Origin of the sequence: Deinococcus sp. Arct2-2, assembly GCF_004801315.1 — a bacterium.
GTDB lineage: Bacteria > Deinococcota > Deinococci > Deinococcales > Deinococcaceae > Deinococcus.
Genome location: NZ_SSNW01000041.1, coordinates 14,382 through 40,562, shown reverse-complemented (window position 1 = coordinate 40,562; position 26,181 = coordinate 14,382). Strand labels below are relative to the sequence as shown.

Genomic DNA, 26,181 nt, shown 5'->3' with positions numbered 1-26,181 from the left:
TGAGAGTTTGAAAATTATCAGCAGCACACGGCTAGAGCAGTTGACAGATGACAAAAGTATTTTCCCTCGCCCCTTGTGGGACTCGAAGAGCTACGCAGTAGAGAGGGGTGAGGGGGCCACAGGTCACCCTTCTTTTATGACCACTGCTTTAGGGTGCATGGCTCACAGCCCACATTTCCGCAGCAGAACCAGCCGCCGCATCCAAGCCATTCGGGGGATGCGGCCTGACATTCTTGTGGTCTGCTTGGCGCGGCAACTTGTGCATTCGCTTGTGCCTTTATTCCGCCCTAGCCGCCGAGGTTCGTGATAAAACTAGGGGCGTACCACAGCTTAATTTCCGCACAGGTTGTACGGCAAGTTCGTTTGGCCCCTCTCTTTTTTTCCTACAGCTCGTGCTGTTTTTCACGAGCTGGTGCGGGTACAAGAGAGTTTGGGGCGCTAGGAGGGCAGTCTTATCGAATACGCGAATTTTGTCATCATGCTGCTGATCGCCTTGGGAATTGGCGTGCTGGCCGTTGTGGTCAGTGCCATTCTCGGCCCCAAAAAAGCCAGCCGCGCCAAACTGATGGCCTACGAGAGCGGCAATGATCCTGAGGGTGGCGGCGTCGGCACCGGCCAGCGCTTTCCCGTCCATTTCTACCTCGTCGCCATGTTATTCATCGTCTTCGACATCGAAACCGCCTTCTTTTACCCGCTGGCAGTGGCCTATCAAAAGCTGATCCCCTTCGCCTTCTTCGAGGCGCTGACGTTTGTGCTGCTGTTGCTGGTGGGCTACTACTACATCCTGCGAAAAGGGGTGCTGGAGTGGGCGTAATCCGGCTGTCTAAGGGTCTGAGCGCTGCTTTCCTGTCCTCCCCTTAAGGGGGGGCGTTGCACAGCAACGGGGGGGTTCACCTTCCACCTCCAACGCCCCACCCCCTTAGACCCTCGACCTTTAGACCCTTACACAAGCACCAGAGGTAGATGTATGCCACTCAAAGAACTGTTCGAACGCGACTGGCAGGAACTGGAATCCGAAGGCGTCCTGTTTTCCAGCCTCGAAAAATTGGTGGCGTGGGGCCGCAGCAATTCCATGTGGCCCGCCACCTTCGGCCTCGCCTGCTGCGCCATCGAAATGATGAGCAGCACCGATGGGCGCAATGATTTGGCCCGCTTCGGCTCCGAAGTCTTCCGTGCCTCGCCACGTCAGGCCGACGTGATGATCGTGGCTGGACGTCTCAGCAAAAAAATGGCCCCGATTATGCGGCGGGTGTATGACCAGATGCCCGATCCCAAATGGGTCATCAGCATGGGCGCGTGCGCCAGCAGCGGCGGCATGTTCAACAACTACGCCATCGTGCAGAACGTAGACAGCGTGGTTCCTGTGGACATCTTCGTGCCCGGTTGCCCGCCGCGCCCCGAAGCCCTGATCTACGCCGTGATGCAGCTTCAAAAGAAAGTGCGCGGCGAAGCCTTCGACCAGTTGGGCCACCAGTTGCCGATGGTGGATGCGTGGACGCGGTGAAGGGGGGAACACTGTGACGGGGGGCGGCAATGATGGTTCTGGTGGCAGCGGCAACACCGAAAAATTGACCGGACGCAACGCCAGCATGCAGAGTTCTCAGAGCCAACCGGTGCGGCCAGTGGCAGAAGTCCGGCCTGTGCCCGTAGACGACCCCACTGTGGGGCGGCATTCGCTGGCGGCGCAGGGCCTCAATCCTACCGATCCCCGCGACGTGAAACCGCTGATGGCCGCGCTGGGCCTCACCGAAGACGACGCTGCCGAACCGACTGCCATCGTGCCCGCCGAGCAACTGCGCGAAGTGGCAATGCAACTCAAGGCACGCGGCTTCATGCTGATGGACACGGTGGGCATCGACTACAGCGCCTACACCAGCCCCCGGCCCAAGCGGTTTGCGGTGCTGCACAACGTTTACCACCCCGACGACCACCGCCGCCTGTTCTTGCGGGTGTGGCTGCACGACGGCGAACCGCTGGACAGCCTGTATCCGGTGTGGAAGGCCGCCAACTACCTAGAGCGCGAGGTGTACGACCTGATGGGCGTGGAGTTTGTGGGTCACCCCGACCTCCGCAAAGTCCTGACGCCGGACGACTTGGAAGGCCACCCGCTCCGCAAGGATTTTCCGCTGGGCGAAACGCCGACGCTGTTCCGTGAGGGCCGTTTCCTTGACCCAGCCACCTTCCGCGCAGGCCTCAGCGGGCAGCAGCGCGGCCTGACCGGCTACCGGGGAGAACTGCGCCGGGGCCAAGGCGAAGACCGGATGCCGCCGGTAATGCCGGAAGGTGGGCCGAAGTGAGAAGAACAGTGAGTGGTGAGTGGGTAGTGGTGAGTGGGACGGCGAAAAAAGTGTCTAAGGGTCTAAGAACCCCACAAGCCTACAAGCCAACGCACCAGCACCTTAGACCCTCAGACCTTTTGACCCTTAGACCCGCGCTGGAGGCAACCCCATGACGGTCACACAGTCCAAAAAGCTTGCCCCCATCGAGCGCGATGCCGAGAATTCGGGCGCACTCATGCACACCGAGATCATGAGCCTGAACGTGGGGCCGCAGCACCCCAGCACGCACGGCGTCTTGCGGCTGGTGGTGGACATGGACGGCGAATACGTCATCAAGGTGACGCCGCACATGGGCTACCTGCACACGGGCTTTGAGAAAACCTTCGAGAACCGCACCTACCAGCAGGGCGTCACCTACGCGCCGCGCACCGATTACCTGCACTGCTTCGGGCACGAGTTGGCCTACGTGCTGGGCGTGGAAAAACTGCTGCAAGCCGAGGTGCCGGAGCGGGCCACCATTGTCCGGGTCATCCTGCACGAGCTTGGGCGGATTCACAGCCACTTGGTATTCGTGGGCACCGGGATGCTGGATTTGGGAGCCTTGACGCCCTTCTTCTACGCCTTCCGCGAAAAGGAAGCCTTGCAAGACCTGTTCGAGTCGGTGTGCGGTTACCGCATGAATCAGGGCTATTTCCGTGTAGGCGGCCTGTCCCGCGATATTCCCGAAGACTGGCCCGCCCGCGTATCCGTGTTCCTCGAGCAGTTTGAGAAGGGCGTGACCGAGTACGAGAACCTGTTCGCCAAAAACCCGATCTTCCTTGACCGGGCCACAGGCGTCGGCGTCATTCCGCGTGATGTGGCGCTCGATTTGGGCCTGACCGGGCCAAACTTGCGGGCCAGCGGCGTCGCTCTCGATCACCGCAAGGCCAACCCATACTGCGGCTACGAAAACTACCAATTCGACGTGCCTGTCAGCACCGCCGGGGACAGCCTCGCCCGCTTCCAGTTGCGCCTGATGGAGTTCCGCGAGAGCGCCAAAATCGTGCGGCAGGCCCTAAAAATGCTGAAGCCGGGGCCAGTCAAAGACCCGAACCGCAAGATCAGCCTGCCGCCACGCCACGAACTCGAAACCAGCATGGAAGCGGTCATCCACCATTTCAAACTGGTCACGGAAGGCTTCCATCCGCCTGTGGGCGAAGTGTACGTGCCCGTAGAAAGCGCACGCGGAGAAGTGGGGTATTACATCGTGTCGGACGGCGGTTCTATGCCCTACCGAGTGAAAATCCGTGCGCCTAGCTTCGTGAATTTGCAGGCGCTGGAATATGCCTGTGTGGGCAGCCAGTTCGCCGATCTGATCACCATTCTGGCAACCATTGACCCAGTGCTGGGGGACGTGGATCGGTGAGTGTTTTGGAGATGACCAACACGACATTCAGCTTAAATAGCGAGATCAATAGGAGATTTTTCGGAAGTCTATTACCTCAAGAACTTGAAGCTAGTTACAACGAAGGCACAGGACAATTTTGCGTTGCCAATTTAATTGTGGATACTTGTATCTACCGAATCAACCTGCTTTTCCAGCTTGGCCCAAGCCATCTGGAAGACATTGCCTATGTCATTTCCGACGAACATGGTCTTGGATTTTGTGTTCCCGATGGTCAGGAACTTAATGCAATGCGTGCATGGGACGTTGCCCTTGAAAGGCGAGTTCAAGACCTGCCCCAAAATAAGGTAGATACGGTGAAGCAAAAAATCGTTTTTAACGATGCCACCAATCGCGGCAGAATCATGAGCATTCTCGAAGCTTCTGGATGCGCACTATCTCGATTACGTGAGCTAGAGGAAGTCCTCTGGTCGGTGTGGGAGAATTAATGACCTACTTTGCAGACAAACAACCCCTCGTGGCCGATATTTTCAGCCGCTATCCGGGCTCACCGCAGGGCCGCCGCTCGGCGCTGATGCCGCTGCTGCGTGAAGTACAAAATGCACATGGCTACGTGTCCGAACCACAGATGACCGAAATTGCCGCGCTGTGCGGCACCACCGCCACCGAAGTTCGCAGCGTCATGAGTTTTTATTCCACCTACCACACGGTTCCCACGGGCAAATACCACCTTCAAGTTTGCTCTACGCTGATGTGCTCCTTGGCGGGCAGCGACGAACTGTGGGATCACCTCGTAGAAACGCTGGACGTGCAACCCGGCGAAGTGTCGCCCGATGGCCGATTTAGCGTGCAGAAGGTGGAATGCCTCGGCTCCTGCGGCACGGCCCCCATGATGCAGATTGCCGATGAGGGCTACTACGAGAACGTGACCCCCAGCAAGTGCGCCCGCATTCTGGCCGCCCTGCACGCCGACGCGCCGCCCACGCCCGACAATCTGGTGCCCGTGACCGTGAACGCCGAGGGGCGGCAAACGCTGGCAAACGGAGAAATGGTGGGGGCCAGCATCGGCGGCCTTTCTCCCCTGACCGGAGGCACTGCATGACCGCCACCCTGACGCCGCCCAAGCCCATCACCAGCGGCAAAGACCCCCGTTTTGCACCCACGCTGTATGCCCATGTGGGCCAAGATCAAAGCTGGACGCTTGCTTACTACCGCCAACACGGGGGCTATCAGGCCGTCACGCGGGCCTTTGCCATCGGCAACGACGCGGTGATTGATGAGGTCAAGAAATCCGGCCTGCGTGGACGCGGCGGCGCGGGCTTTGCCACTGGCCTGAAGTGGTCGTTTATGCCGCTCAACGACGGCAAACCGCACTACATCATCTGCAACGCCGACGAGTCCGAACCCGGTTCCTTCAAAGACCGTTACCTACTCTCCGAAGACCCGCATCAACTGATCGAGGGCATGATCATTGCCGCGTTTGCCATGCGGGCCTCGGTGGGCTACATCTACATCCGGGGCGAGTACGTCCATGCCGCCGAGCGTATCTGGGCCGCCATCCACGAGGCGCGGGATGCCGGGCTGTTGGGCCAGAACATCTTGGGCAGCGGTTTCGATTTCCAGATTCACCTGCACCGGGGCGCGGGCGCGTACATCTGCGGCGAAGAAACCGCGCTGATGAACTCGCTGGAAGGACTGCGGGCCAATCCGCGCCTGAAGCCGCCGTTCCCCGCTGCTGCTGGTCTGTACGGGCTGCCTACCACCATCAACAACGTAGAGACCTTCTGCGCCGCCACCCAGATTCTGAAATTTGGCCCCGACTGGCACGCGGGCATGGGCACCGAAAAGAGCAAGGGCATGAAGCTGTTTCAGATCAGCGGCCCGGTAGCGCGGCCCGGCGTGTACGAGTTGCCGCTGGGCACCACCTTCCGCGAACTGATTTTCGACTGGGCAGGGGGCCCGCTGGAAGAAATCAAGGCCGTGATTCCCGGCGGTTCCAGTTGCCCCATGCTGCCCTACGACGACAAAACGCTGGACACGCCGATGGATTACGAGGCCATTGCCGCCGCCGGAAGCATGCTGGGCACAGGGGGCGTCACCCTGATTCCGAAGGCCGACTGCATCGTGAACGCCACTTGGAACATGGTTCGCTTTTATGCCCACGAATCCTGCGGCAAATGCACGCCCTGCCGCGAAGGGATTTCAAGTTGGATGGTCAGGATGTATGAGAAACAGGTGCGCGGACATGGGCAACCCGGCGACGTGCAACTGATCCTCGATATGTCCGAAAACATCGGTGGCCGCAGCTTCTGCGCGTTGGCGGATGCCTGCCTCGGGCCGGTGCTGAGCAGCATCAAATTGTTCAGGGAAGAATATGACGCGCTGGCGAATACCCAAACGCCGCTGTATGGGCCGCGCAAAAGGTGGAAAGAGGCATGAAAGTCACCATTGATGGCGTCCAAGTCGAACTGCCCGCCGGAACTTCGGCCATCGACGCCGTGTTCCACGCGGGGCAGGATGTGCCGTTTTTCTGCGCCCACTCGTACCTGTCGCCCGTGGGCGCGTGCCGGATGTGCCTGATCGAATCGGGCAGCCCACGCAAAAACCCCGACGGCTCTTTTGTGATGGAAGGGGAGGGCGACGCTGCTACGCCCAAGATTTTCTGGTTCCCCAAACCGATGGCGTCCTGCACCATGCAGGCCACCGAGGGCATGCACATTCGCACCGCCGCCACGTCCGACGTGGTTGCCAAAGCGCAGGCGGGCATGATGGAATTCACGCTGCTGAACCATCCGCTGGACTGCCCCACCTGCGACAAGGGCGGCGCGTGCGAACTGCAAGACCGGGCCTTCGAGTACGGCTACGGCGCAAGCCGCTTCGGCTTTGACCGCCGCCACGCCGACAAGCATTACCCTCTGTCCGACTTCGTGATCTTGGATCAGGAGCGCTGCATTCACTGCAAACGCTGCGTGCGCTATTTCGAGGAAGTGCCGGGGCAAGAGGTGCTGGACTTTATCGAGCGCGGCGGGCACACCTTCATCGACACCGAAGAGGGCGGCCTGCCCACCGGATTTCAGGGCAACATCACCGATATTTGCCCGGTGGGAGCGCTGCTGGACAACGTGGCCCGTTTCCGGGGCCGCAACTGGGAATACGATCACACGCCCACCACCTGTACGCTGTGTCCCGCCGGATGCTCCATCACCGCTGACGCCCGCAATGGCCGCCTAGAGCGTGTGGTGGCCCGCGAAAACCGCGACGTGAACGAGGCTTGGATTTGTGACGCGGGCCGCTTCGGGCACGTGTTCGCGTCTGAAGCCCGGCTGACCAAACCGCTGATTCGTGTAAACGGCGAACTGGTGGAAACGGGCTGGGATGAAGCCATCGCCGCAATTCGTGCGGGCTTAGGCGGCATGAACACCGCCGATCTTGCCCTATTCCTGCACGCCGATTCCACCCTAGAAGAAGGTGCGGCGCTGGAAGCTCTGGCCGCGCTGACGGGCACGAATTCGGTGGATCACTGGCCCCGCTACCCCGCCGAAGTCCTGTCGAACGCCACGCTGAACGACATTGCTACCGCCGACGCCGTAGTCGTGCTGGGCGCAGATTTGGGTGCGGAAGCCCCGATCGTGGAACTGCGCGTGCTGGAAATGCTGCGTGGCGGCATCTTGCCCCCGGAATACGCGCACGGCACGGCCATTGCTGACCTTCGCTTAGTCGAACGGCCTGCGCGGAAGCCGGAAAAGTTGGCCGTCATCGGCTCTGCTTCCCGCTTGTCGGGCAATGCTGGAACCTTTGTCGAGGCTGCCAACGTTGACCTCCTGACCCTGATTCGCCCCGATTCCGAAGGCGCACGGGCCGCTCTGAATCTGCTGAACAGTGCCAAAAATCCGGTGCTGATTTTGGGTGCAGACGTGCTGAACGGTGCTTCGGCGGGCGCGTTTGCCACCCAACTGAGTGACCTCGTTTCGCGCACTGGGGCCAAAGTGATGGCTATTCCAGCTGCCGCCAACAGCCGGGGCCTCGCGCACCTGAATCTCGTGCCGCGCAGTGGTGGGCAAGGCTATGCCGCCGTCAATCACACGCGGGCGGCCTTCATTTCCCGCCTCGATCCCGTCGCCACCGGCCAGCGCCCCAGCGGCTTTACCATCGTCCACGACACGCACCTGACCGCCACCGCACAGGCCGCCGATGTGGTGTTGCCCGCCGTCACCAACTACGAAAAGCGCGGCACCACCGTGAATGTAGAAGGCCGCCTCCTGCCCCTGCAACAAGCTGCCTTGAACGCGGGCGAAGCTGCCGACCTGACCCGCACGCTGGCCGCATTGGCCGAAGCGTTGGGCCTGCGAACCCGCATTCGTGGCCTCAAATCTGCTCAGGCACTCCTTCAGACCCGCCTCGGCGTAGACGTGACCGACTTGCCCGAAGCTGGAGCCATTCGGCCCCTCGGCCCCGTGTACACCGCGCCCACCGGACAAGTTCACCGCCCGCAACTCTGGACAGAGCGCATGACCCTCAAACCCGATTCTTGGAAAGCCACGTGGGTAGACCGGATCGAAAGCTTGGTCGAAAACAAGTGGGAATTGCCGATGGCTGGGTCAAGCTTGGCTGGAGGCGATGACTGATGCCGGATTGGATTATTCAACTGCTGATTACGCTGCTGAAGGGCGTAGGTGTGGCACTCGGCCTGCTCACCACCTTTGCCTACATGACCCTGATCGAGCGGCGGCTGTTGGCCCGGATGCAGATTCGGCTGGGGCCAAACCGCGTCGGCCCGATGGGTCTCCTCCAGCCCCTCGCTGACGCCATCAAGAGCATTTTTAAAGAAGACCTGACGGTCACGCTGGCCGACAAATTGGTGTACACCCTCGCGCCGATTATCGCCATCGGGTGTGCGCTGACGGCCTTCGGTGGCCTGCCCGCTGGCCCTGCCGGAAGCCTGTTCGGGGCCGATCCTTGGGTGTACAACCTCGACGCCGGACTGTTGGCATTGCTGGCGATTACCAGCATGGGCGTATACGGCATCTTCCTCGGCGGCTGGGCGTCGGGCAGCAAATACCCGATTCTGGGCGGCCTGCGTTCCAGCGCCCAGATGATTTCCTACGAACTCGGCATGGGCCTCAGCGTCCTCGGCTTGCTGATGCTCGTCGGCTCCACATCGTTTCACGCCATCACCAACTGGCAGGCCAACAGCGGCTGGATGATCATGTTTCAACTCACCGCCTTCGTGCTGTTCCTGATCAGTTCGTTTGCCGAAACCAACCGCACGCCCTTCGACTTGCCCGAAGCCGAGCAAGAAATCGTGGCGGGCTACCTGACCGAGTACAGCGCGATCAAATGGGCGCTGTTTCAGATGGCCGAATACGTGAACATGATTACCGCCTCGACGGTGATGGCGACGCTGTTCTTCGGCGGCTACCGGGGGCCAGCGTTTTTAGAAGGCTTGATTCCCGGCATCGCCAGTTGGCCTTTTATCTGGCTGTTCGCCAAAATCGCGGCGTTCCTGTTCCTATTTATCTGGGTTCGCGCCACCTTGCCCCGCCTACGCTACGACCAACTGATGCGCTTTGGCTGGAAGCTGCTGCTGCCGGTGGCCCTCGCCAACACGGTACTCACGGCGGCCATCATCGCCTTTTCTACAGGCCGGGTGCGCGTCCTGCTCCTCGTTCTGTTGGGCGTTACGGGTGTGGCTTTGCTCATCGCCTTCAGTGATCGGATGCGCGTGCTGTGGACGGCTCCCACCGTGCGCCGCGAAGATGTAAACCTGACTCCGGCGCGGCCTGCTGGGGGAGACTGAATGCCCGTGTCGTTCCCGCTTTTTCCACTGACCACTCACCACTTCTCACTCACTGTTTTTACTGCCGGAGGCAACTATGGGCGTCCTTGAGATCGCCAAGGGCATGGGCATCACGCTCGGCAAACTGTTTCAAAAGCCCGTGACCGTCAGCTACCCCGAACAGCGGGCCACTTTACAGCCCCGCTTTCGTGGGCGGCATGTGCTGACCCGGCATCCCGGCACCAACCTCGAAAAATGCATCGGCTGTAGCCTGTGCGCCGCCGCCTGCCCCGCCTACGCCATTTATGTAGAGGCCGCCGAAAACGACCCCGCTAATCCCACCAGCCCCGGCGAACGCTACGCCAGCGTCTATGAAATCAACATGCTGCGCTGCATTTTTTGCGGCATGTGCGAAGAAGCTTGTCCCACCGGAGCAGTGGTCATGGGCAACGAATTCGAGATGGCCGATTACCGCTACAGCGACTTCGTGTACGCCAAGGAAGACATGCTGGTGGGCGTAGAAGGTAGCTTGCCCCAACGCCGCGAAGCCGCCCGCAAGGGTCAGCCGGTGCGCCTCGGCTTCAAAGTTGAGGGCGGCCCAAGAGCCGAATTGGAGGGGGTGACGTACCCTCAATGACGCGCTGCAATGCAGGTCAAAGGGTCAAAGCGTCTAAGGGTCTGAGGTGTCGGGCCGTTGGGGTTCTTAGACACGGTGTTCTTAAACGCTGTGACCCTCGACCCTTAGACATCCCGCCACTTCGCCGCCCAAGCAGGTACTCTGCATGATGCTCGCGTTTATTATCCTCGGCGCACTTACACTCGTCGGCGGCGTCATCACCATTTCGGCCCGCAACGCCGTTCACGCCGCACTTGGTTTGGTCGGTACCCTGCTCAGCGTGGGCGGCCTGTTTGCCACCATGAACGCTTCGTTTTTGGCGGCCACACAGGTCATCGTGTACGCCGGGGCGATCATGGTGTTGTTCCTGTTCGTCATCATGCTGCTGAATGCCAACCAGCCCGTGACTGGGCGCGACCCCGTGCCGTTTGTGCGCGAGTTGGCGGGCATCGGCGGCACGCTGCTGGCCGGGGCGTTCGTGGTGCTGGCCTTTACTTACAAAGACCCCCGTCCCCTCACCGAATCGGCGGTAGCCCTGCGCGACGGCACGGCGGGAGCAGTCGGAGAAACCCTGCTGACGCGCTTCCTACTGCCCTTCGAGGCGGTCAGTGTGCTGCTGCTTGTGGCTATCGTGGGTGCAGTAGCGCTGGTGCAGCGGCCCGTGCCTCAGCCCGACGGCGTGCCAGACACCGAACCCGCCGGAGTGCTGTCCCCGGAGACTGGCCTGATTTTTGAAGCCGTAACCCAAGAAGCTGTACTGAAAGAAAGGGGGCGTGCCTGATGGTTCCCACCACCTATTACATCGCCCTGTCCGGCATTCTGTTCGCCCTCGGCATGATCGGTGTCCTCACTCGGCGCACCGCCATCATGGTGTTCCTCAGCGTAGAACTGATGCTGAATGCGGCCAATATCGCCCTCGTCGCCTTTGCCCGTTCGTGGGGCGACCTGACTGGGCAAACTGCCGTATTTATCGTCATGACGCTGGCTGCCGCCGAAGTCGCCATCGGCCTCGCCATCATCATCGCCATCTTCCGCAAGCGGGAAACCACCAACGTGGATGACCTCGCCACCCTCAAAGGCTGAGTGCAGACAGTGCCCCTCTATCTTCTCCCGCTGTTTCCGCTCCTCGGTTTCGCCCTCTTAATTTGCCTCCCGCGGCTGTTTCCCGGCAAGTCCGGCGGCCTGCTGGGTTCGGCTGCCGTTCTCGCCAGCTTTCTAGTCGCGTTGGTGCGCTTTTTCGGCCAGACCGACACGCCCTCCCACGAAATTCTGTGGACGTGGCTGCCCAACATGGCCCTCAACGCCAACCTCAGCGTCGGCTTTTACCTCGATCAACTGAGCGCCCTGATGGCCCTCATCATCACAGGCGTCGGCTTCCTGATTCACGTCTATTCCCTGAGCTACATGAGCCACGATCCCAAATTCACACGCTTTTTTGCGTTCCTGAATTTCTTCGTGGCGATGATGCTGATTCTGGTGCTGGCCGACTCCTACCCCCTCATGTTCGTGGGCTGGGAAGGCGTGGGCGCGGCGTCTTACCTGCTGATCGGGTTTTGGTACGCCGGACGCCACGCTGCCACCACCGATCCCCAATTGGCCGATGAAAGCAACCGCGAGGGCATCAGCAATTCCAACGCCGCCCGCAAAGCCTTCATCATGAACCGCATCGGCGATTTGGGCTTCATGCTGGGCATGTTCCTGATCTACAAGTTGTACGGCACGCTGTCTATTCCCGAATTGGCCGAACGTGCCGAATCGACGCGGGTAGCAGTGGCCGGAATCGAACTGGCCTGCCTGTTCCTGCTGGTGGGCGCAATCGGCAAAAGCGGCCAGTTGCCCCTCACCACCTGGCTTCCCGACGCGATGGCTGGCCCCACCCCCGTATCGGCCCTGATTCACGCGGCCACGATGGTCACGGCGGGCGTGTATCTGGTGGCCCGCAGCCACTTCCTGTACGACCTCGCCCCCAACGCCTCGCTGTGGGTGGCGTGGATCGGCGGCCTGACGGCGCTGTACGGCGCACTGTCGGCCCTCAACCAGCACGACATCAAGAAGATTCTGGCTTATTCCACTGTGTCGCAACTGGGCTACATGTTCATGGCGGTGGGCCTGCATGCGTACTCGGCGGGCGTGTTCCACCTGCTCACGCACGCTTTCTTCAAAGCCCTGCTGTTTCTCGCGGCGGGCGCGGTCATTCACGCCCTGCACGACCAGCAGGACGTGCGGCAGATGGGCGGCATGAGGAAGTTCATGCCGTTTACGCACCTCGTCTCGCTGGCGGGTGTGCTGGCTATTTCGGGCATTCCCATCTGGAGCGGCTTCTTCTCCAAAGATGCGATTTTGGCCGCTGCTTACGAATCCAGCCCGTTTCTATACGTAATTGGGCTGGGCGTGGCACTCCTCACTGCCTTCTACATGGGCCGCTGGTATTTCCTCGTGTGGCGCGGTGAGTACCGGGGTAACGTGGCCCACCCGCACGACGCCGACCTGACCATGAAAGTGCCGCTGGGCATTCTGGCCGCCCTTGCTACGTTTGGCGGCTTGCTGAATATCCCCGGTTTTATCGGGGGCAACCACGCTTTCGATACTTACATTGGCCGCGCCATTCCGCTGCACGAACACGAAATTCCCGTCAGTACCGAATGGCTGCTGACCGCGCTGGCCGTCGCTGCGGGCGTGATCGGGCTGTTGTGGGCCGCTTCCGAACACCGCCGCCGCAGCCTTGCTGATGGGCCTTTGGGCGCACTGAGTACCAACGCGCTGTATCTGGACGCCCTCTACGACAACACCGTCAGTCGCCCCAGCCGCGCCCTCGCCGGAGCCTTCGACAGCATGGATCGGGGCACCGATGGCGTGGTCAACGGCATTGCCCGCAACGCCGCAGCACCCGGAGGTCTGTTTACCCTCTGGCAAAGCGGTTTTGTTCGCGCCTACGCGGTGTCTATGTTGCTGGGCACAGCGCTGATGCTGGGCTACTGGGCGCTGAAAACGATTGGAAGTGGGGCGTGAGGCGGAGTGTGGTGGGTGGATCGTGGATCGTGGACAGGTCGATAGAGATGCATTGTCTTTCTAGCTTGACGCGTTTTGAAACGATGCAAAACCATCAGTCCCAGTGCCTTTCCCCACGATCCACAATCCACGATCCACGATCTCTCGCTTCCCACTCCAGAGGCCCCCAATGATCCATTTCATGATTTTCCTGCCGCTGCTGGGGTCGCTGCTGCTGCTGATTACCCCCGTCCGTTGGCGCGAGGAAGTCGCCGGATTCTTTGCCGCCGTGACGCTGGGCCTCGGCCTCGCCATTTGGCGGGCGGGCGGCGCAGACCTGTTCAGTATCAACTGGGTGCCGTCGCTGGGCATCACCTACTCGGTGGCGCTGGACGGCGTGAGCCTGACGTTGGCGCTGGTCACGGCGTTCATGACCCTGATCGCCATTCTGTACGCCTCGCGGCGCGTTGCCAATCCGGGCACGATGCTGGCGCTGGTGCTGGCTATGGAAACCGGCCTGTTGGGCATTTTTGCCGCCCGCGACCTGATCTTGTTCTATGTGTTCTTCGAAGACGCGCTGCTGCCCGCCCTGCTGATGCTGGCGATCTACGGCAAAGCCCACCGGATGCGGGCGCTGGTCAAATTTGCCGCCTACACGCTGTTTGGCAGTTTGCTGATGTTGGTGTCTATCATCGGTATCAAGTCGTTGGGTGGCAGTCCCACCTTCGCGCTGGTGGATTTGGTTGCCAATCCGGTCACTGGCCCGGCCCAAACATGGCTGTATCTGGGCTTTTTGACGGCGATGGCGGTCAAGCTTCCGCTGTGGCCTCTGCACGCTTGGCTGCCTGATTTCCACGAGCAAAACCACGACAGCGGCGTTCCCGATCTGATGGGCACGCTGTACAAAGTGGGCGGTTACGGCATCTTCCGCTTCGGCATCACGCTGTTCCCCGACGCCTCTGAGGAACTGCGCCCCATTCTGATGGGACTGGCCGCGTTTACCGCGCTGTATGCCGCGTGGATCGCCTTCAGACAAACCAACTGGAAACGGCTGCTGGCCTACGCGGGCCTGTCTCACATGGGGTTTGTGGCGCTGGGCCTGTTCAGCCTCAACGAAACCGCCGTCATCGGGTCTATGTACCTGCTGGCCTTTCAAAACGTGTATACCGGGGCGCTGTTTCTGGCCGTCGGAATGCTTCAGGAGCGCATCGGCAGCCTCGATACCCGCGTGGGCGGCGTCATGAATCAGGCGGGCGCACTGGGCGGCCTCACGATGGCGCTGTGGTTCGCCTCTATCGCCGTGCCCGGTTTTGCCGGATTCGTCGGGGAATTCAGCATCCTGTTGGGCGCGTATCAGGTGCAGCCGTGGATCGCGTTCGTGGCGGGCCTGACCACTATTGCCGCCGCCGTGTACGCCCTCAGCGCCTTCCAAACCACCTTTTGGCAAGGTCGCCCGCTGGGTGGGGTGCGCGTACCCGATTTGCACAGCACCGAATGGCTGGTGCTGGGACTGCCGCTGGCTGTGGCCCTGTTGTTTGGCGTGTATTCGGCTCCGGCCCTCAACCTGATTCAACCGGCAGTCAGAACTGTTCTTGCCGCGCTGGGAGGCAACTGAATGCTGCAAATTCCTGATGTGGCCCTCGCGCCCATGCTCCCCATCCTGATCGTGCTGGCGGGAGCCATTGCCAGTACGGTGCTGGGGTTCAACTTGCCGCGCCGCGCCCTCACCATCATCAATCTGGTCATGCTGGTCCTGTCGGGCGTCAGCATGATGACCCTCTGGAACAGCGGCGCTACGGCGTTCGGCGGCGGCCTGCAAGCCGATAACGCTGCTATTTTGCTGGGCCTCACCATCTTGGTGGGCAGCATCATGACTCTCTTGGTCAGCCTAGACACGGCCTACCGCGCCCGCGTCTCTTTCCCAGAATTCGACGCCATGCTGATGTACGCCATCACGGGGACGTTGCTCATTGCCTTTTCCGGCGACCTGATCGTGATGCTGATCGGACTGGAAATCATGAGCCTCAGCGGGTACGTGCTGGCTACCCTGCAAGCCTCGCGCCGCGCCGAAGAATCGGGCCTGAAGTATTTCCTGCTGGGCGCAGTCGGGAGCGCCATCCTCATTTACGGCATCGCCTTCGTGTACGGCGCAACGGGCAGCCTGAGTTACGCCGGAATTGCCGCCAAAGCCAGCGGCCTCACACCTGCCAACGTGGGCATTCTGGTGGGCGGGGCACTCCTGCTGCTGGCGGGCTTTGCCTTCAAGGTCGCGCTGGCTCCCTTTCACCAATGGACGCCGGACGTATACAGCGGCGCTCCTACCAGTGTCAGTTTGTTCCTGAGTACGGTGGTCAAGGTGGCGGCCTTTGCCGGAATGCTGCGCGTGTTTGGCGGCGCACTGGCCGACGCGCCCGGTTGGGCCTCGGTACTGCAAATTCTGACAGCGGCCACCCTGATCATCGGTAATACGGCGGCCCTGTTGCAGCGCAACTTCAAGCGGATGCTGGCGTATTCGGCGGTGGCCCACACGGGCTTTCTGGCGATGTGCCTGCTGGGAACCCCCCAAGCGGGCGGCGCGGCGCTGGGCTATTACCTGCTGGTGTACACCCTCATGACGGCGGCGGCTTTGGCTGTGGTGGCGGCGTTACAGCGTGACGAACTGGGCATGGAAATCGACGACTTGCGCGGCCTGTACTACCGCCATCCCGCCTACGCGGTGGCCCTCGCCGTGTGCCTCGCGTCGCTGGCAGGTCTGCCCCCCTTCGCCGGATTTTTCGGCAAATACTTGGCGTTTCAGGCGGCCTTCCAAAATGGCTACGTCTGGATCAGTGTGTTGGCAGCCCTCACCAGCGTGGCTGCACTCATCTACTACCTGCGCCCCGGCATGCTGATGTTTATGCCAGACCGCACGCCTGCCCGCGAATACCCCAATGGTCAACGTACCCCCACCAACTTTGCCGTTGTGCTGGGCGTGTTGGGCGTGACGGTGCTGGGGATTTTGCCCAATATCTGGTATGGCTGGGTGCAGAACCCGGCGATCTGGCAGTTCTTGGCGGGAAGGTAGGGAGGGAGGCTGGGGGGTAGATCGTGGATTGTGGTCAACCCCCACCCACACCGACTCTATCCACAACCCATTCAGTTCTGAGCGCACCAAAAAAGGCCGTCCAACTTGGGCGGCCTTCCTTCATTACCTCTCTTTATCTTTTTACCTCTGTTCACCACGTTCTGCCCTCCACAATCCACGTTCCTTCACTCCCTCTGCTCCCGCTGGTACTTCATGCGGTAGCGGCTGCGGCTGGCGGCCTCGATCAGTTCTACGGGCGTGCGGATATCGGGTGTGGTGGTGGCTGCGCCCACGCTGGCCCGCAGCGGAATATCGCGGTAAGCGATGGTATCGAGGGTGCGCTGCACGCGTTCGGTAATGACGGCCAAATCGAGGTCGTCTGTATTGTCGAGCAGCACGGCAAATTCGTCGGCTCCCCACCTGAAAATCACGTCGCCCCGGCGCTTGTGGGTCTGAATACGGGCGGCGAGGTCGCGCAGCAGTTCGTCTCCGGCGGTGCGTCCGTAGGTATCGTTGACTTTGCGGAAGCCGCTCAGGTCTACCAGCAGCAGTCCCAGCGGGCGTTCGGCGCGTGCGCCCCAGCGGTGCTCTACGGCGCGGGTAAAGGCGAGGCGGTTGCCGAACCCAGTCAGCGGATCAAGGGTGCCGATGTTCCGTAGATTCCACCAGCGTTCCAGCGCCACCAGCGCCGTACCCACAATGGCCGCCAGCGAAATCGTGACGCCCGGCAGCACGATATTGGCAAGCCACAGCGGTAAAGCCAGCGACAGCGCCAGGAGCGCGATGCCAAAGCCCCACAGCCCCCGCGCCAGCACCGCAGCACTGGCGGCCAGCACACACAGCAGCGCCGTTATCCACAGCGGAATCTGCTGAAACGGCGGGCTGAGCAGGCTGGATACGGCCCGCGCCTGAAGCACTGCGCCGGAGACCACTTCGCCCGTGACGTCGCGCAGGGTTTGGCCGCCCAGCCCGCCGTTGCCCAGCCCGGTAGCCGTCAGACCGATCAGTACGATTCGGCCCTGAAGATCGCTGTAGCGCACATTGCCGTTGACCACATCACGGAAAGACAGCACAGGCAAGCGCTCCAGATCGGGGCGGCTGTAGCGCAGTACACGCGGAGCCGTGTCGAGCGGCAGGGTGCGGCCTGCAATGACCGCCACCTGCCGCGCCAAACTGGGCACGAGTTTGCTTTGGGCCGAAGCCGAGTCGCTTTCTTGGTACGCCGCCTGAAAGGAGCGCACGACGCCGTCGCGGGCAATGTTCAGGGCGCTGACGCCTGTGGGGGAGCGCCAATCGGGGTGGGCGGCGGCACTGTCTTCGCCGGGGGCGGTGGCAAGCACTACGTTGGGGCGACTGAAGGCGTCGGCCAAGCGTTGGTCGTTGTTGCTGGGATCACTGAGAATCACGTCTATGCCGATGGCCCGCGCCCCGGCCTCATCCAGCGTATTCAGGGCTTGGCCGTACAGTTCACGCGGCCAACTGTCGAGCCGTCCGTAATCGCGCAGGCTGGCGTCGTCGATGCCCACCACTACCACCCGGCTATCGGCGGGACTGGGCAGGGCGCGGTTCAGGGCGTCCTGCAGGCGCACATTGTCGGGCACCAACAGGGCCAGGGCTACCGCCAACGCTGCCGCCGCCGGAACGGTGTAACGGGCCAGCGAGCGTTCAGGGGAGGACAGCATAACTCTCATTTCCGGCTCCATCCTGCACGCCGACCCGGACAGGCACAGCAGACGCAGGCAGCAGCACACTGAACTTGCCCTGCACGCGCCAGCTATAGCTGAGGCTGCCTACTGTGACGGTCAGAAGCGGCTGGGCTGTGCCTGCGTCTGCCACCTGTCCGGTGAGGGTCAGAATGCGGCCCTTGACACTGGCCCGCAGGTTGCTCAGAACGGGCGCGGTGCGGTCAAGGCGAATCTGGCGCGTTTGCGTGACCGTCTGCCCAAATCGGGTGGCTTTCACCTGCACGGCATAGTCTCCTTCTGGAAGGGTGTCTTGCAGGCGTTCCAACCGGAACAGGCCTTCCGTTCCCTCTGAGGCGCTCAGGTTTACGGTGCGCCCAGCGATGGTGGCGGTCACGGTGGCGTCGGGCAGACTGCGGGCAGACAGGGCGAGGTCTTTCAGGCTGGCAGGCGTGGGATCGAGTTTGAAGACGAGGGGCCGCGCCCGTTCTGCGTCCCGCGCCAAATTAAAGGCGTCGAGGGCGTCGGGCGTGAGCGGCTGAGCTTCCCCGCCTTGCTGCCGCTGCTCGCCTTGCGATACGGTGGCGTCTTCATCGCTGGGCAGGGCCACTTGGCCTTCAAAGACTTTCACGAGGCCGTTGGCATCTACCCGGAAGACAGTTCCGCGAACTGCCGTACTGACCACTGGCGTGGTGATCTTGTAGCCGCCCTGTCCCTTTTCCACCACGTTCCACGCACTGCCGCGCAGCAGTTGCAACGTCACTTCGCGGCCCTGCGAGGTTTTGTCTATGGCAATGACGCTCAGTTCGCTTTGCTCGGTGAGTCGCAGGTAGCCGCCGCCCGTAAAGCCCACCTCGGCCCACGCGCCCGTGTCGGTGGTCAGGCGCTCGCCTGCGGCCAAATCGTCGCCCACAGCGGCGTTGATGGGCGTGGCCCCGCCCCGGAACAGTTTTACTGCGCCGCGTGTGGCTTCTATGGTGGCGGTTCCGGCTCCCTTAAACTGCGCCGCGTACCAAGGATCGGTTTCGCGGAACTCACTGATCTGCCCGGTTTTCAGCGCAATTTGTTGGCCTGCCTGTACGCTGGTAACCCGCGTGCCTATAGCCAAGCGGCTTGAACCGCTGATGACTGCTACCCGCAGTGTAGAGCCGCCGGGAGCGAGGTCTACGCGCACTTGCCCCGTGCCGTCTACAAACAGATGGTTGCCCTGCACGTGCACCGCCACTGGGCCGCGCAACAGGAATTGGCCTTCCAGCAAGTCGGCTTCGTTCAGGTAGGTTCGGAGTTTGGATGCACTGCCCACCACAACTTGTCCTGTCCCGCTTTGCAAGACGGCGCGGCCCGTTCCGGTTCTCAGGCCCAGCGCAACGGCAGAGACTCCGGCTTGCGTGCGCCAGACGTTGCCCGTTTCCTGAATCTCTACCCGGCCCGCTGCGTCGCGCACCGTCAGGAAGGCGGCCTGTGCGCTGGCTTGCCCAAGGCCCAAAGCGCCCACCCACAGCCCGATGCCCAACATGCCAGCCGACAGACCGCCCCGCAAGGGAACGCAGATTTGAAGACTTGGGGCACCGGAAACAGAGGCAGACAACTTCACACTTCTAGTCTAAGCGAAGAATCTGACAATTCACCATCTGACTGCCAGAAATGCGACATCAAGAGAGGAGTGTAGGGGCACAGGGCGATTCTTGGCCGGGGCGGTATAGTACAGGGCGTGCTTGTTGCTGTGCAGGATGCCATCAAAGAATATGGGCCGCTGACCGTGCTTTCAGAGGTCACCTTCGCCGTTCAACCCGGAGACCGCGTGGGCTTGGTGGGACGCAACGGCGCGGGCAAAAGCACGCTGCTGCGTCTGCTGACCGGAGAAATAGCCCCGGATGGGGGTACGGTGCGCCGTGCGCCGGGGGTGCGGGTGCGGGCGCTGCGCCAAGACCCAGTGTTTGCAGACGGCTCTACGGTAGACAGCATTCTGGACGCGGCCTTTCATGACCTTGATGCACTGGAAGCCGAACTGGAAGCCGCCGCCGCCGCCATGAGCAGTGGCACACCCGAAAGCGTGATGCATCATGAAGAGGTTCTGGAACATTACGTGCGGCGTGGGGGCTACGAGCGCCGCAGCCGCAAAGACGCGGTGACGCTGGCGTTCGGCTTCCGGGGCCGCGAAACCGATCTGGTGTCGGCCCTCAGCGGCGGCGAGCGCACCCGGCTGGGGCTGGCGGCCCTGCTCGTAGAAAACCCGGATGTATTGCTGCTGGACGAGCCGACCAACCACCTCGACATCGTGATGGTGGAATGGCTGGAAAATTTCCTCTCGCGCTATCCGGGCGCGGTATTGGTCATCAGCCATGACCGGACTTTTTTGGACACCGTGACCCGCGAAACCGCCTATTTACGTGGCGGCGGCCTGAAAGTGTACGCGGGCGGTTATACCGTGTTCCGCGAGAATCTGGACGCCGAACTGGAACGCCAAGCCGCCGCCGCCGCGCAGGATGCCAAACAGGTGGCCGCCCTGCAATCCAGCGCCGACCGCATGAAGATTTGGGGGCTGGGCATGAGCAAGCTGGCCCGCCGCGCCAAAGCGATGCAGGCCCGCGTAGACCGGATGCAGGCCCGCGCCACCGCTGCCCCACCCGCCGCCGAGCGCACCACCCGCATCGTGTTTCACGCGCCGGAAAGCGGAGACGTGGTGCTGGACGCCCGCCATGTGACGCGCCGCATAGACGGCAGGCACGGCCCGCGCACCCTCTTTGAAGACGTGAACGTGCAACTGCGCCGGGGCGAGCGAGTGGCAATTATTGGCCGCAACGGGGCAGGCAAAACCACGCTGCTGAAGGCCTTGTTGGGCTTGGAGGCCAGCAACGACCCCCGCGCCCGCGTGCTGACCGGAGCGCGGGTCACGGTGGGTTACTACGATCAGGCTTTGCGCGGCGTAGACCCTACTCAGACGCTCTACGACGTGGCCCGCGAATACGTGTCCAAAGACCCGGAAGCCCACGATCTGCTGGGCACCTTCATGTTTCCTTACGATCAGCACGACAAGCAGGCCAAGATTTTATCGGGCGGCGAGCGGGCGCGGCTGGCGATGCTGAAGCTGGCGCAGGAAGACCACAACCTGTTGGTGATGGACGAGCCGACCAACCACCTTGATATGGAAATGGTGGAATCGCTGGAAGAGGCGCTGACCGCGTTTACGGGCACCCTGATCATGGTCAGCCATGACCGCGCCTTCATCGAGGGACTGGCTGACCGAATCTGGCTGATCGAAGACGGTTTGTTTTATGAATATCCCGGCTGGGCCGACTACAAAGCCAAGCACAAGTCTTTGGTGGCCGAAGCTCCGGTTGCAGTGGCCCCCAAGCCCGCACCCGCTAAAGGCAAAGGCCTATGGCACCTCAAGCGCCAAGTAGAAGTGCTGGAAGCCGAGATTGCCCGCTTGGAAGCGCACTTGATGGACGCCCAGAACGCTCTGCATGCAGCGGGCGCAGGGGCCGACTACGCCGCACTGGGGCAGGCCGCCCATGACCTAGAGGCCGAGTTGGAAGCGAAAGTGGCGGAATGGAGCGACAAGCAAGCAGAAGTGGAAGCGAAGGGCGGGTAAGCTCTAATTACACCACGATCCGCTTAAATTTCCCCTCTTCGTCCACCGCTGACAGTTGCCCATACGCCAACTCGCGCGCCACCACTTCGGCCATGTCGTGGCCCAAGTCTGCGGCGTTGCGTTGCTCGGTTTCTAGCGGTTCGGCCACCACGTCAAACCCGCGCAGGGCGTCTTGATCTTGATGCCGTACCTCTATTTGCAATTTGCCCTCCATGACTTCATGCGTCACGCTCAGGCCTTCGCGGGGGTCGGGAGTGTAGGCAGTTTCAAATGCGCTCACAACGTCGTGGAGATTCATGGGCGCAGTCTGGCGCAGGGGCGGGCTTGGCGGCCTTTAGGGAGTCTTGAAATGGGCCGGAAGCATCAGCGGGGCGTCAGTGACCGACTGTTAAGCTATGGTATGCGCCGCCTAATTCCGCTTGTGTTGGGCCTGAGTTTGACTGCCTCTGCAACCTCGTGGGGCCACCACAACCCATGCTCATTGGCTCAGAGTACGGTTCTTATGGTTTTAAGTTTTTGTCACAGAACGTAGATCAATCCACAGCATTTGCGCGTGCTGCATATGGCGAGCTAGTGAAAATGTTACCCGATGGCACCCTTAAAACAGTTTGGAAACGGGAGCTACCCAACATCCCTTTAAAAGTGTTGCTCAGTTCAGATGGGCATGTGGTGACGATAGACAATCACGCGGGCTACGGACAGCCCAAAAATGCCCTTGTGGTTTATGGACTGAAGGGTCAAATACTTGCCAACTACAGTTTTAATCAGCTTGGGCTTAAGCCGGAAGATTGTCGTGCTTGCTACCTTCTAGACACGCCGTTCCTGATTGGTGGATTTAAGGCCAAATGGGTTTACTACGACGTGCCCCATCTGGCTCTGCGCGATGAAAACGGCAAAGGGCCAACAATCAACCTTGTGACGGGCAAACTTAAGACCAACTGGAATGGGCAGGAACGCCGCTAACCTATAGCTTCAAATCCCCCTTCTCCGTCACGTTCAGCCCAAGAGCTACGTCCCTAGACGCCTGCTGGCGTTCCCTGTCCAGATACGTCTGGGCGTGGCTCACTTCTTGGTCTAGCACCGAGATGGTGTCCTTAAACCGCTCCAGCGCCTGCGTGCGGTAAGTGCTGATGGCGTCCAGTGCGCCGTACACGTCGCGGAAGGCGGCCTGAATAATCTGCGGGTCTACGGTGGCGCTGCCCGCCTGTTTCTGAATCTCGGTGGATTGCTGCTTAAGCAAGGAAGCGGTGCTGCCGATCATGCGCCCGGTGGTGTCGTTGAGCGCCGTGACCTGACCCAGTACGGCCTGCTGCGTGCCCAACGCCTGCGCCACCATAATTGCGGTTCGCAGTGCGCTGACGGTGGTGGTGCTGGCGCGGTCTACGCCCTTAATCAGTTCCATGTTGTTGCGGCGCACCAAATCCAGCGCGAGGTAACCCTGAATACCCACCGCCAATTGCGTGAGGAGGTCGGTGACGCGTTGGCGCACGGCAAACAACAATTCTTCGCGCACAATGCGGGCCTTGTCGGGGTCGGTGGCTTGCAGCGTGGTCAGGCGGGCGCTCAGGGCGTCGTCCACCGATTTGCCCACATGCGCGTATTGCCGCAGCTTTTGCATCGTTTCCCAGAGGTGAACCTTCTCGGTTTCAATGCTGGCGTTGTCGCGCCGCAGTTCATCCTGAGAGCGGTACAGCGCCTCCAAAATCGCGTTCAGGTGTGACTGGGCGCTCTGATACCTGTCCATCGCGTTTTGGGCTTTGCGGCCCCCCGGCAACTTGCCCAAAAACCCGCGCACGGTGGGCGTGCGGGAAGGATCTAGCTCTTCTACCGTGCGGCGCAAGTCGGTCAGGCCACGCAAAATGTCGCTGCCCTCGGCCAACGCCCCAGCTTTAGAGGCCCGCAATGGGCGTTCCATCATGCGGCTCGATACCTGTGCCGCCGCCCGCTGCTCCTGTGCGCCCAACTCGTGCACGGCGTCCAGCTTGCGCTTGAAGGTGTCGCTGTGAGTGCCCGCCGACAGTACATCCTCTACAAAAGCGCGGGCCAGCGTGTCCAGCCGGGCGCGGTCTTCGGCAGAAAGCGGCACCATGTTGGAAGCGTCGCCCGCGCCGACTTGGGGCACGGAAGCGGGCACATTCAGGCCTTCGGGTGGGGTCAGCGGCGAGAGAGGGCCGGATTTATCGCTCATGCCACCCAGTACGCACCCAAACGGGTGTGGGTTGCATCGGGCAAAAGATGGAGAGAGCTTGTGCCCCAGCTTTCGCTCTAGCAAAGCAGAGGGCGGGGGAGAGGAAACACCGTCTCACACCCGCCCTTCAGGTCACGTTTCTGGGTGAACCCCCCAGTCTGCTGCGCAGCCAGCCCCCCTCAAAGGGGAGCGCAACAGCTTTTAGTCCTCCCCTCTAAGGGGGGGCGTTGCGCCAGCAACGGGGGGGTTCACCTTCCAGCTTGACTTACCTCAGTGTCACCTGCACATCGGCAGGACGAATCAGATAGCCCTGACCCTTGAAGGCCGAACGAATGGTGTACTGGCCTGCGGGGAGTGCCTGCCCAGCGCTGTTTTTGCCGTCCCAATTGATCTTTAGAACATTGGCCGTTTCTCCCGCTGCGGCGCGGGTCAAGATCAGTTGCAGGGTGCAGATGCCGTTCTTGGGGTCAGGGCGCACAATCTCGCCCGCTGCGTTCAGCACTTCAAAGCGCAAGTCACACGCGCCGTGATCGATGCTGATTTCCGTTGTGCCCGTGTTGGTCAGTTGCAGCGTCCACACACCGGGTTCGCCGCCGGGGGTCAGGGTGCTGGGGCCAACCAAGGCGGCGCGGTAGGGCTGAGTGAGTGGATTGCCTGTCGTGGGCAGCGTGGTAGGTGCGCTAACGGCGGGCGTTGTGGGTGCGGTTGGCTCGGGAGTGACCGGGGTGGTGGGCGCAGGCGGCGCGGTGCGGGTAGGCGGCAGGGCCGGAATGTCTTTAATATCGATGGCCTGTCCCATTCCGGCACTCAACACGGCGCACGAGAGGGCCAGCATGGTCAGCAACTTCACGGGTGTTCTCTTAGACATAGTCTTACCTTGCACCCTGCCGCCTGACTGTGGGTGAGGCCGGGTAAACGTGGCGGTCAGATTGGAGACCTGCGGCCCGGAAGCTTACGCCACCCTGCCGATGCCGCCCCAATCCTCTCCCCCCGTATACTCCGGGGCATGATTGACGCGGCCCAAATAGACCACCTCGCGCAGCTTGCCCGCTTGCAACTGACCCCCGAAGAACGCCAGACCATGCAGGACGACCTGAATTCCATTCTGGGTTATTTCGAGCAACTGAGCGCCGTAGACACGGAAGGCGTGGCCGAAATGCAGCGCCCCGTGAATCTGGTGAACGTGCTGCGCGACGACGTGCCCGCAGAAGCCTTCGACGTGTCCGTGGTGGCGGCCCTCGCACCCGAAATGCAGGACAACTTTATTCGTGTGCCGCGCACCGTAGAGGCCGACTGATGCTTGACCTGAAATTTATCCGCGAGAACGCCGGAGCCGTGAAGCACGCCATTGCCGTGAAAGGCGTGACGCTGGATTTGGACGACTTGTTGCAAGTTGACCGCGAACTGCTGGAACTGAAGCAGCGGGTAGAAGCGATGCAGGCCGAGCGTAACGCCAACGCCAAGCTCGTGCCGAAAGCCACGTCCGACGAGCGCCCCGCCCTGATTCAAAAGGGTAAGGATTTGGCTGAGGAACTCAAGGCGCTAGAGCCGCAACTCCGCGCCCACGAGGACATGCTGCGGCAACTGTTGTTGCGAGTACCCAACATTCCGCACGAATCGGTGCCGGTGGGGCGCGACGATTCCGAGAACGTGGAACTGCGCCGCGAAGGAACGCTCCCGCACTTTGACTTCACGCCCTTAGATCATGTGGAGTTGCTGGAAAAGCACGGCTGGGCCGATCCGGAACGTGTCGCCCGTGTGAGCGGGAGCCGCAGCTACCTGCTGAAGGGTGACGCGGCGATGCTGGAAATGGCGGTGCTGACCTTCACCATGAATTTTCTGGCCGCCAGAGGGTTCACACCCCTGACCACCAGCGCCCTCGTGCGGCCCGAAACCTTCGTAGCCAGCGGGCATTTTCCGGGCGGAGAGGATCAGGTCTACAAAATAGACGGCAGCGACTTCATGCTGGCCGGAACCGCCGAAGTGCCCGTGAACAGCCTGTACGCGGGCGAGCAGTTGCCACTGGAAGCCCTGCCGATGGCGTTCGCCGCCCTCAGCGCCGCTTTTCGCAGTGAGGCAGGAAGCGCAGGGCGCGATGTGCGCGGGCTGATTCGGGTTCACGAGTTCCGCAAAGTTGAACAATATGTGCTGTGCCGGGCCGATGAAGCCGAGGCGATGCGCTGGTTTGAAGCGATTTTGGCGAACGCCGAAGCCCTGCTGCAAGCGCTGGAACTGCCGTACCGTGTGGTGCAAAACTGCACGGGCGACATGGGCGCGGGCAAAGTGCTGATGTACGACATAGAAACGTGGGTGCCCAGCGAGCAGATTTACCGCGAAACGCACTCCTGCTCGTACTTGGGCGACTGGCAGGCCCGCCGAACTGGGCTGCGTTACCGCGACGAACACGGCAAATTGGTGTTCGCCCATACGCTCAACAACACCGGTATCGCCTCGCCGCGCATTCTGGTTCCCCTACTCGAAAACCATCAGCAGGCCGATGGAACCATTCGCGTGCCAGTGGCATTGCGTCCGTATCTGGGCGGGCGTGAGGTGTTGGGGCAAGTGGCAGTGGCGGTCACAGCCTCCTGACTATCCCTCTGCCTAACCGT

The 26,181-nt window shown here is 61.5% G+C and carries 24 protein-coding genes; 19 read left to right on the top strand and 5 right to left on the bottom strand.

Annotation, left to right across the window (positions count from 1 at the left end; genetic code table 11):
• The first annotated feature begins 478 nt into the window (after positions 1 to 478).
• The 15 genes from E7T06_RS15730 to E7T06_RS15660 all read left to right on the top strand — a co-directional run bounded on the left by E7T06_RS15730 (position 479) and on the right by E7T06_RS15660 (position 16,107).
• Positions 479 to 814: an NADH-quinone oxidoreductase subunit A gene (locus E7T06_RS15730; protein WP_136366720.1), complete on the top strand. Its 336-nt coding sequence runs from the start codon at positions 479 to 481 to the stop codon at positions 812 to 814.
• A gap of 153 nt (positions 815 to 967) precedes the next feature.
• The gene (locus E7T06_RS15725) at positions 968 to 1,504 is read left to right on the top strand and encodes an NADH-quinone oxidoreductase subunit B (protein ID WP_064014384.1); all 537 of its coding nucleotides are present in this window, start codon (positions 968 to 970) and stop codon (positions 1,502 to 1,504) included.
• Between the two features lie 13 nt (positions 1,505 to 1,517).
• Positions 1,518 to 2,297, top strand: a complete 780-nt coding sequence (locus E7T06_RS15720; RefSeq protein ID WP_346763214.1) for an NADH-quinone oxidoreductase subunit C — start codon at positions 1,518 to 1,520, stop codon at positions 2,295 to 2,297.
• A gap of 151 nt (positions 2,298 to 2,448) precedes the next feature.
• Positions 2,449 to 3,684: an NADH dehydrogenase (quinone) subunit D gene (nuoD, locus tag E7T06_RS15715; RefSeq protein ID WP_136366719.1), complete on the top strand. Its 1,236-nt coding sequence runs from the start codon at positions 2,449 to 2,451 to the stop codon at positions 3,682 to 3,684.
• Positions 3,685 to 3,695: 11 nt separating this feature from the next.
• Positions 3,696 to 4,151 (top strand): hypothetical protein, encoded by a 456-nt coding sequence (locus tag E7T06_RS15710; RefSeq protein WP_136366718.1) that lies wholly within the window; start codon positions 3,696 to 3,698, stop codon positions 4,149 to 4,151.
• Entirely contained in the window at positions 4,151 to 4,765 is a 615-nt protein-coding gene (nuoE, locus tag E7T06_RS15705) for an NADH-quinone oxidoreductase subunit NuoE (RefSeq protein WP_136366717.1), read from the top strand. Before E7T06_RS15710 ends, nuoE begins: the two co-directional genes overlap by 1 nt.
• Entirely contained in the window at positions 4,762 to 6,102 is a 1,341-nt protein-coding gene (nuoF, locus tag E7T06_RS15700) for an NADH-quinone oxidoreductase subunit NuoF (protein WP_136366716.1), read from the top strand. Before nuoE ends, nuoF begins: the two co-directional genes overlap by 4 nt.
• Positions 6,099 to 8,288 (top strand): NADH-quinone oxidoreductase subunit NuoG, encoded by a 2,190-nt coding sequence (gene nuoG / locus E7T06_RS15695; protein WP_136366715.1) that lies wholly within the window; start codon positions 6,099 to 6,101, stop codon positions 8,286 to 8,288. The genes nuoF and nuoG overlap by 4 nt, the downstream gene beginning before the upstream one ends.
• Positions 8,288 to 9,460: an NADH-quinone oxidoreductase subunit NuoH gene (nuoH, locus tag E7T06_RS15690; protein ID WP_136366714.1), complete on the top strand. Its 1,173-nt coding sequence runs from the start codon at positions 8,288 to 8,290 to the stop codon at positions 9,458 to 9,460. Before nuoG ends, nuoH begins: the two co-directional genes overlap by 1 nt.
• Before the next feature lie 76 nt (positions 9,461 to 9,536).
• Entirely contained in the window at positions 9,537 to 10,076 is a 540-nt protein-coding gene (nuoI, locus tag E7T06_RS15685) for an NADH-quinone oxidoreductase subunit NuoI (protein WP_136366713.1), read from the top strand.
• A gap of 145 nt (positions 10,077 to 10,221) precedes the next feature.
• On the top strand, positions 10,222 to 10,836 hold the full coding sequence (locus E7T06_RS15680) for an NADH-quinone oxidoreductase subunit J (protein ID WP_136366712.1): 615 nt from the start codon (positions 10,222 to 10,224) through the stop codon (positions 10,834 to 10,836).
• A complete protein-coding gene (nuoK, locus tag E7T06_RS15675; protein WP_136366711.1) occupies positions 10,836 to 11,138 on the top strand; it encodes an NADH-quinone oxidoreductase subunit NuoK in 303 nt (100 codons plus the stop codon). Before E7T06_RS15680 ends, nuoK begins: the two co-directional genes overlap by 1 nt.
• Before the next feature lie 9 nt (positions 11,139 to 11,147).
• Positions 11,148 to 13,064 carry an NADH-quinone oxidoreductase subunit L gene (nuoL, locus tag E7T06_RS15670; protein ID WP_136366727.1) on the top strand — a complete coding sequence of 639 codons (1,917 nt, stop codon included), beginning with the start codon at positions 11,148 to 11,150 and terminating at the stop codon, positions 13,062 to 13,064.
• Between the two features lie 169 nt (positions 13,065 to 13,233).
• Positions 13,234 to 14,658, top strand: a complete 1,425-nt coding sequence (locus tag E7T06_RS15665) for an NADH-quinone oxidoreductase subunit M (RefSeq protein WP_136366710.1) — start codon at positions 13,234 to 13,236, stop codon at positions 14,656 to 14,658.
• Positions 14,659 to 16,107: an NADH-quinone oxidoreductase subunit N gene (locus E7T06_RS15660; RefSeq protein ID WP_136366709.1), complete on the top strand. Its 1,449-nt coding sequence runs from the start codon at positions 14,659 to 14,661 to the stop codon at positions 16,105 to 16,107.
• A 185-nt stretch (positions 16,108 to 16,292) separates the two neighbouring features.
• On the opposite strand, the gene E7T06_RS15655 is transcribed toward E7T06_RS15660, so the two are convergent.
• Together E7T06_RS15655 and E7T06_RS15650 are read right to left on the bottom strand one after the other, a co-directional pair.
• Positions 16,293 to 17,789 carry a CHASE2 domain-containing protein gene (locus E7T06_RS15655; protein ID WP_136366708.1) on the bottom strand — a complete coding sequence of 499 codons (1,497 nt, stop codon included), beginning with the start codon at positions 17,787 to 17,789 and terminating at the stop codon, positions 16,293 to 16,295.
• Positions 17,773 to 19,383, bottom strand: coding sequence for a FecR domain-containing protein (locus E7T06_RS15650; protein WP_168733584.1), 1,611 nt, complete (start codon positions 19,381 to 19,383; stop codon positions 17,773 to 17,775). The genes E7T06_RS15655 and E7T06_RS15650 overlap by 17 nt, the downstream gene beginning before the upstream one ends.
• Before the next feature lie 117 nt (positions 19,384 to 19,500).
• Here E7T06_RS15650 and E7T06_RS15645 point away from each other — a divergent pair, with 117 nt between their 5' ends.
• On the top strand, positions 19,501 to 21,384 hold the full coding sequence (locus E7T06_RS15645) for an ABC-F family ATP-binding cassette domain-containing protein (RefSeq protein ID WP_136366707.1): 1,884 nt from the start codon (positions 19,501 to 19,503) through the stop codon (positions 21,382 to 21,384).
• 7 nt (positions 21,385 to 21,391) lie between these two features.
• Here the strand turns inward: E7T06_RS15645 and E7T06_RS15640 are convergent, their stop codons facing one another.
• Positions 21,392 to 21,682 (bottom strand): hypothetical protein, encoded by a 291-nt coding sequence (locus E7T06_RS15640; protein WP_136366706.1) that lies wholly within the window; start codon positions 21,680 to 21,682, stop codon positions 21,392 to 21,394.
• Between the two features lie 176 nt (positions 21,683 to 21,858).
• On the opposite strand from E7T06_RS15640, the gene E7T06_RS15635 reads away from it, so the two are divergent.
• A complete protein-coding gene (locus E7T06_RS15635) occupies positions 21,859 to 22,347 on the top strand; it encodes a hypothetical protein (RefSeq protein WP_136366705.1) in 489 nt (162 codons plus the stop codon).
• A gap of 1 nt (position 22,348) precedes the next feature.
• Here the strand turns inward: E7T06_RS15635 and E7T06_RS15630 are convergent, their stop codons facing one another.
• Together E7T06_RS15630 and E7T06_RS15625 are read right to left on the bottom strand one after the other, a co-directional pair.
• Positions 22,349 to 23,572 carry a toxic anion resistance protein gene (locus E7T06_RS15630; RefSeq protein ID WP_136366704.1) on the bottom strand — a complete coding sequence of 408 codons (1,224 nt, stop codon included), beginning with the start codon at positions 23,570 to 23,572 and terminating at the stop codon, positions 22,349 to 22,351.
• 265 nt (positions 23,573 to 23,837) lie between these two features.
• Entirely contained in the window at positions 23,838 to 24,440 is a 603-nt protein-coding gene (locus E7T06_RS15625; protein WP_136366703.1) for a hypothetical protein, read from the bottom strand.
• A gap of 138 nt (positions 24,441 to 24,578) precedes the next feature.
• On the opposite strand from E7T06_RS15625, the gene gatC reads away from it, so the two are divergent.
• Positions 24,579 to 24,869: an Asp-tRNA(Asn)/Glu-tRNA(Gln) amidotransferase subunit GatC gene (gene gatC, locus E7T06_RS15620; RefSeq protein WP_136366702.1), complete on the top strand. Its 291-nt coding sequence runs from the start codon at positions 24,579 to 24,581 to the stop codon at positions 24,867 to 24,869.
• Positions 24,869 to 26,161, top strand: coding sequence for a serine--tRNA ligase (gene serS, locus E7T06_RS15615; protein ID WP_136366701.1), 1,293 nt, complete (start codon positions 24,869 to 24,871; stop codon positions 26,159 to 26,161). Before gatC ends, serS begins: the two co-directional genes overlap by 1 nt.
• The last annotated feature ends 20 nt before the right edge of the window (positions 26,162 to 26,181 follow it).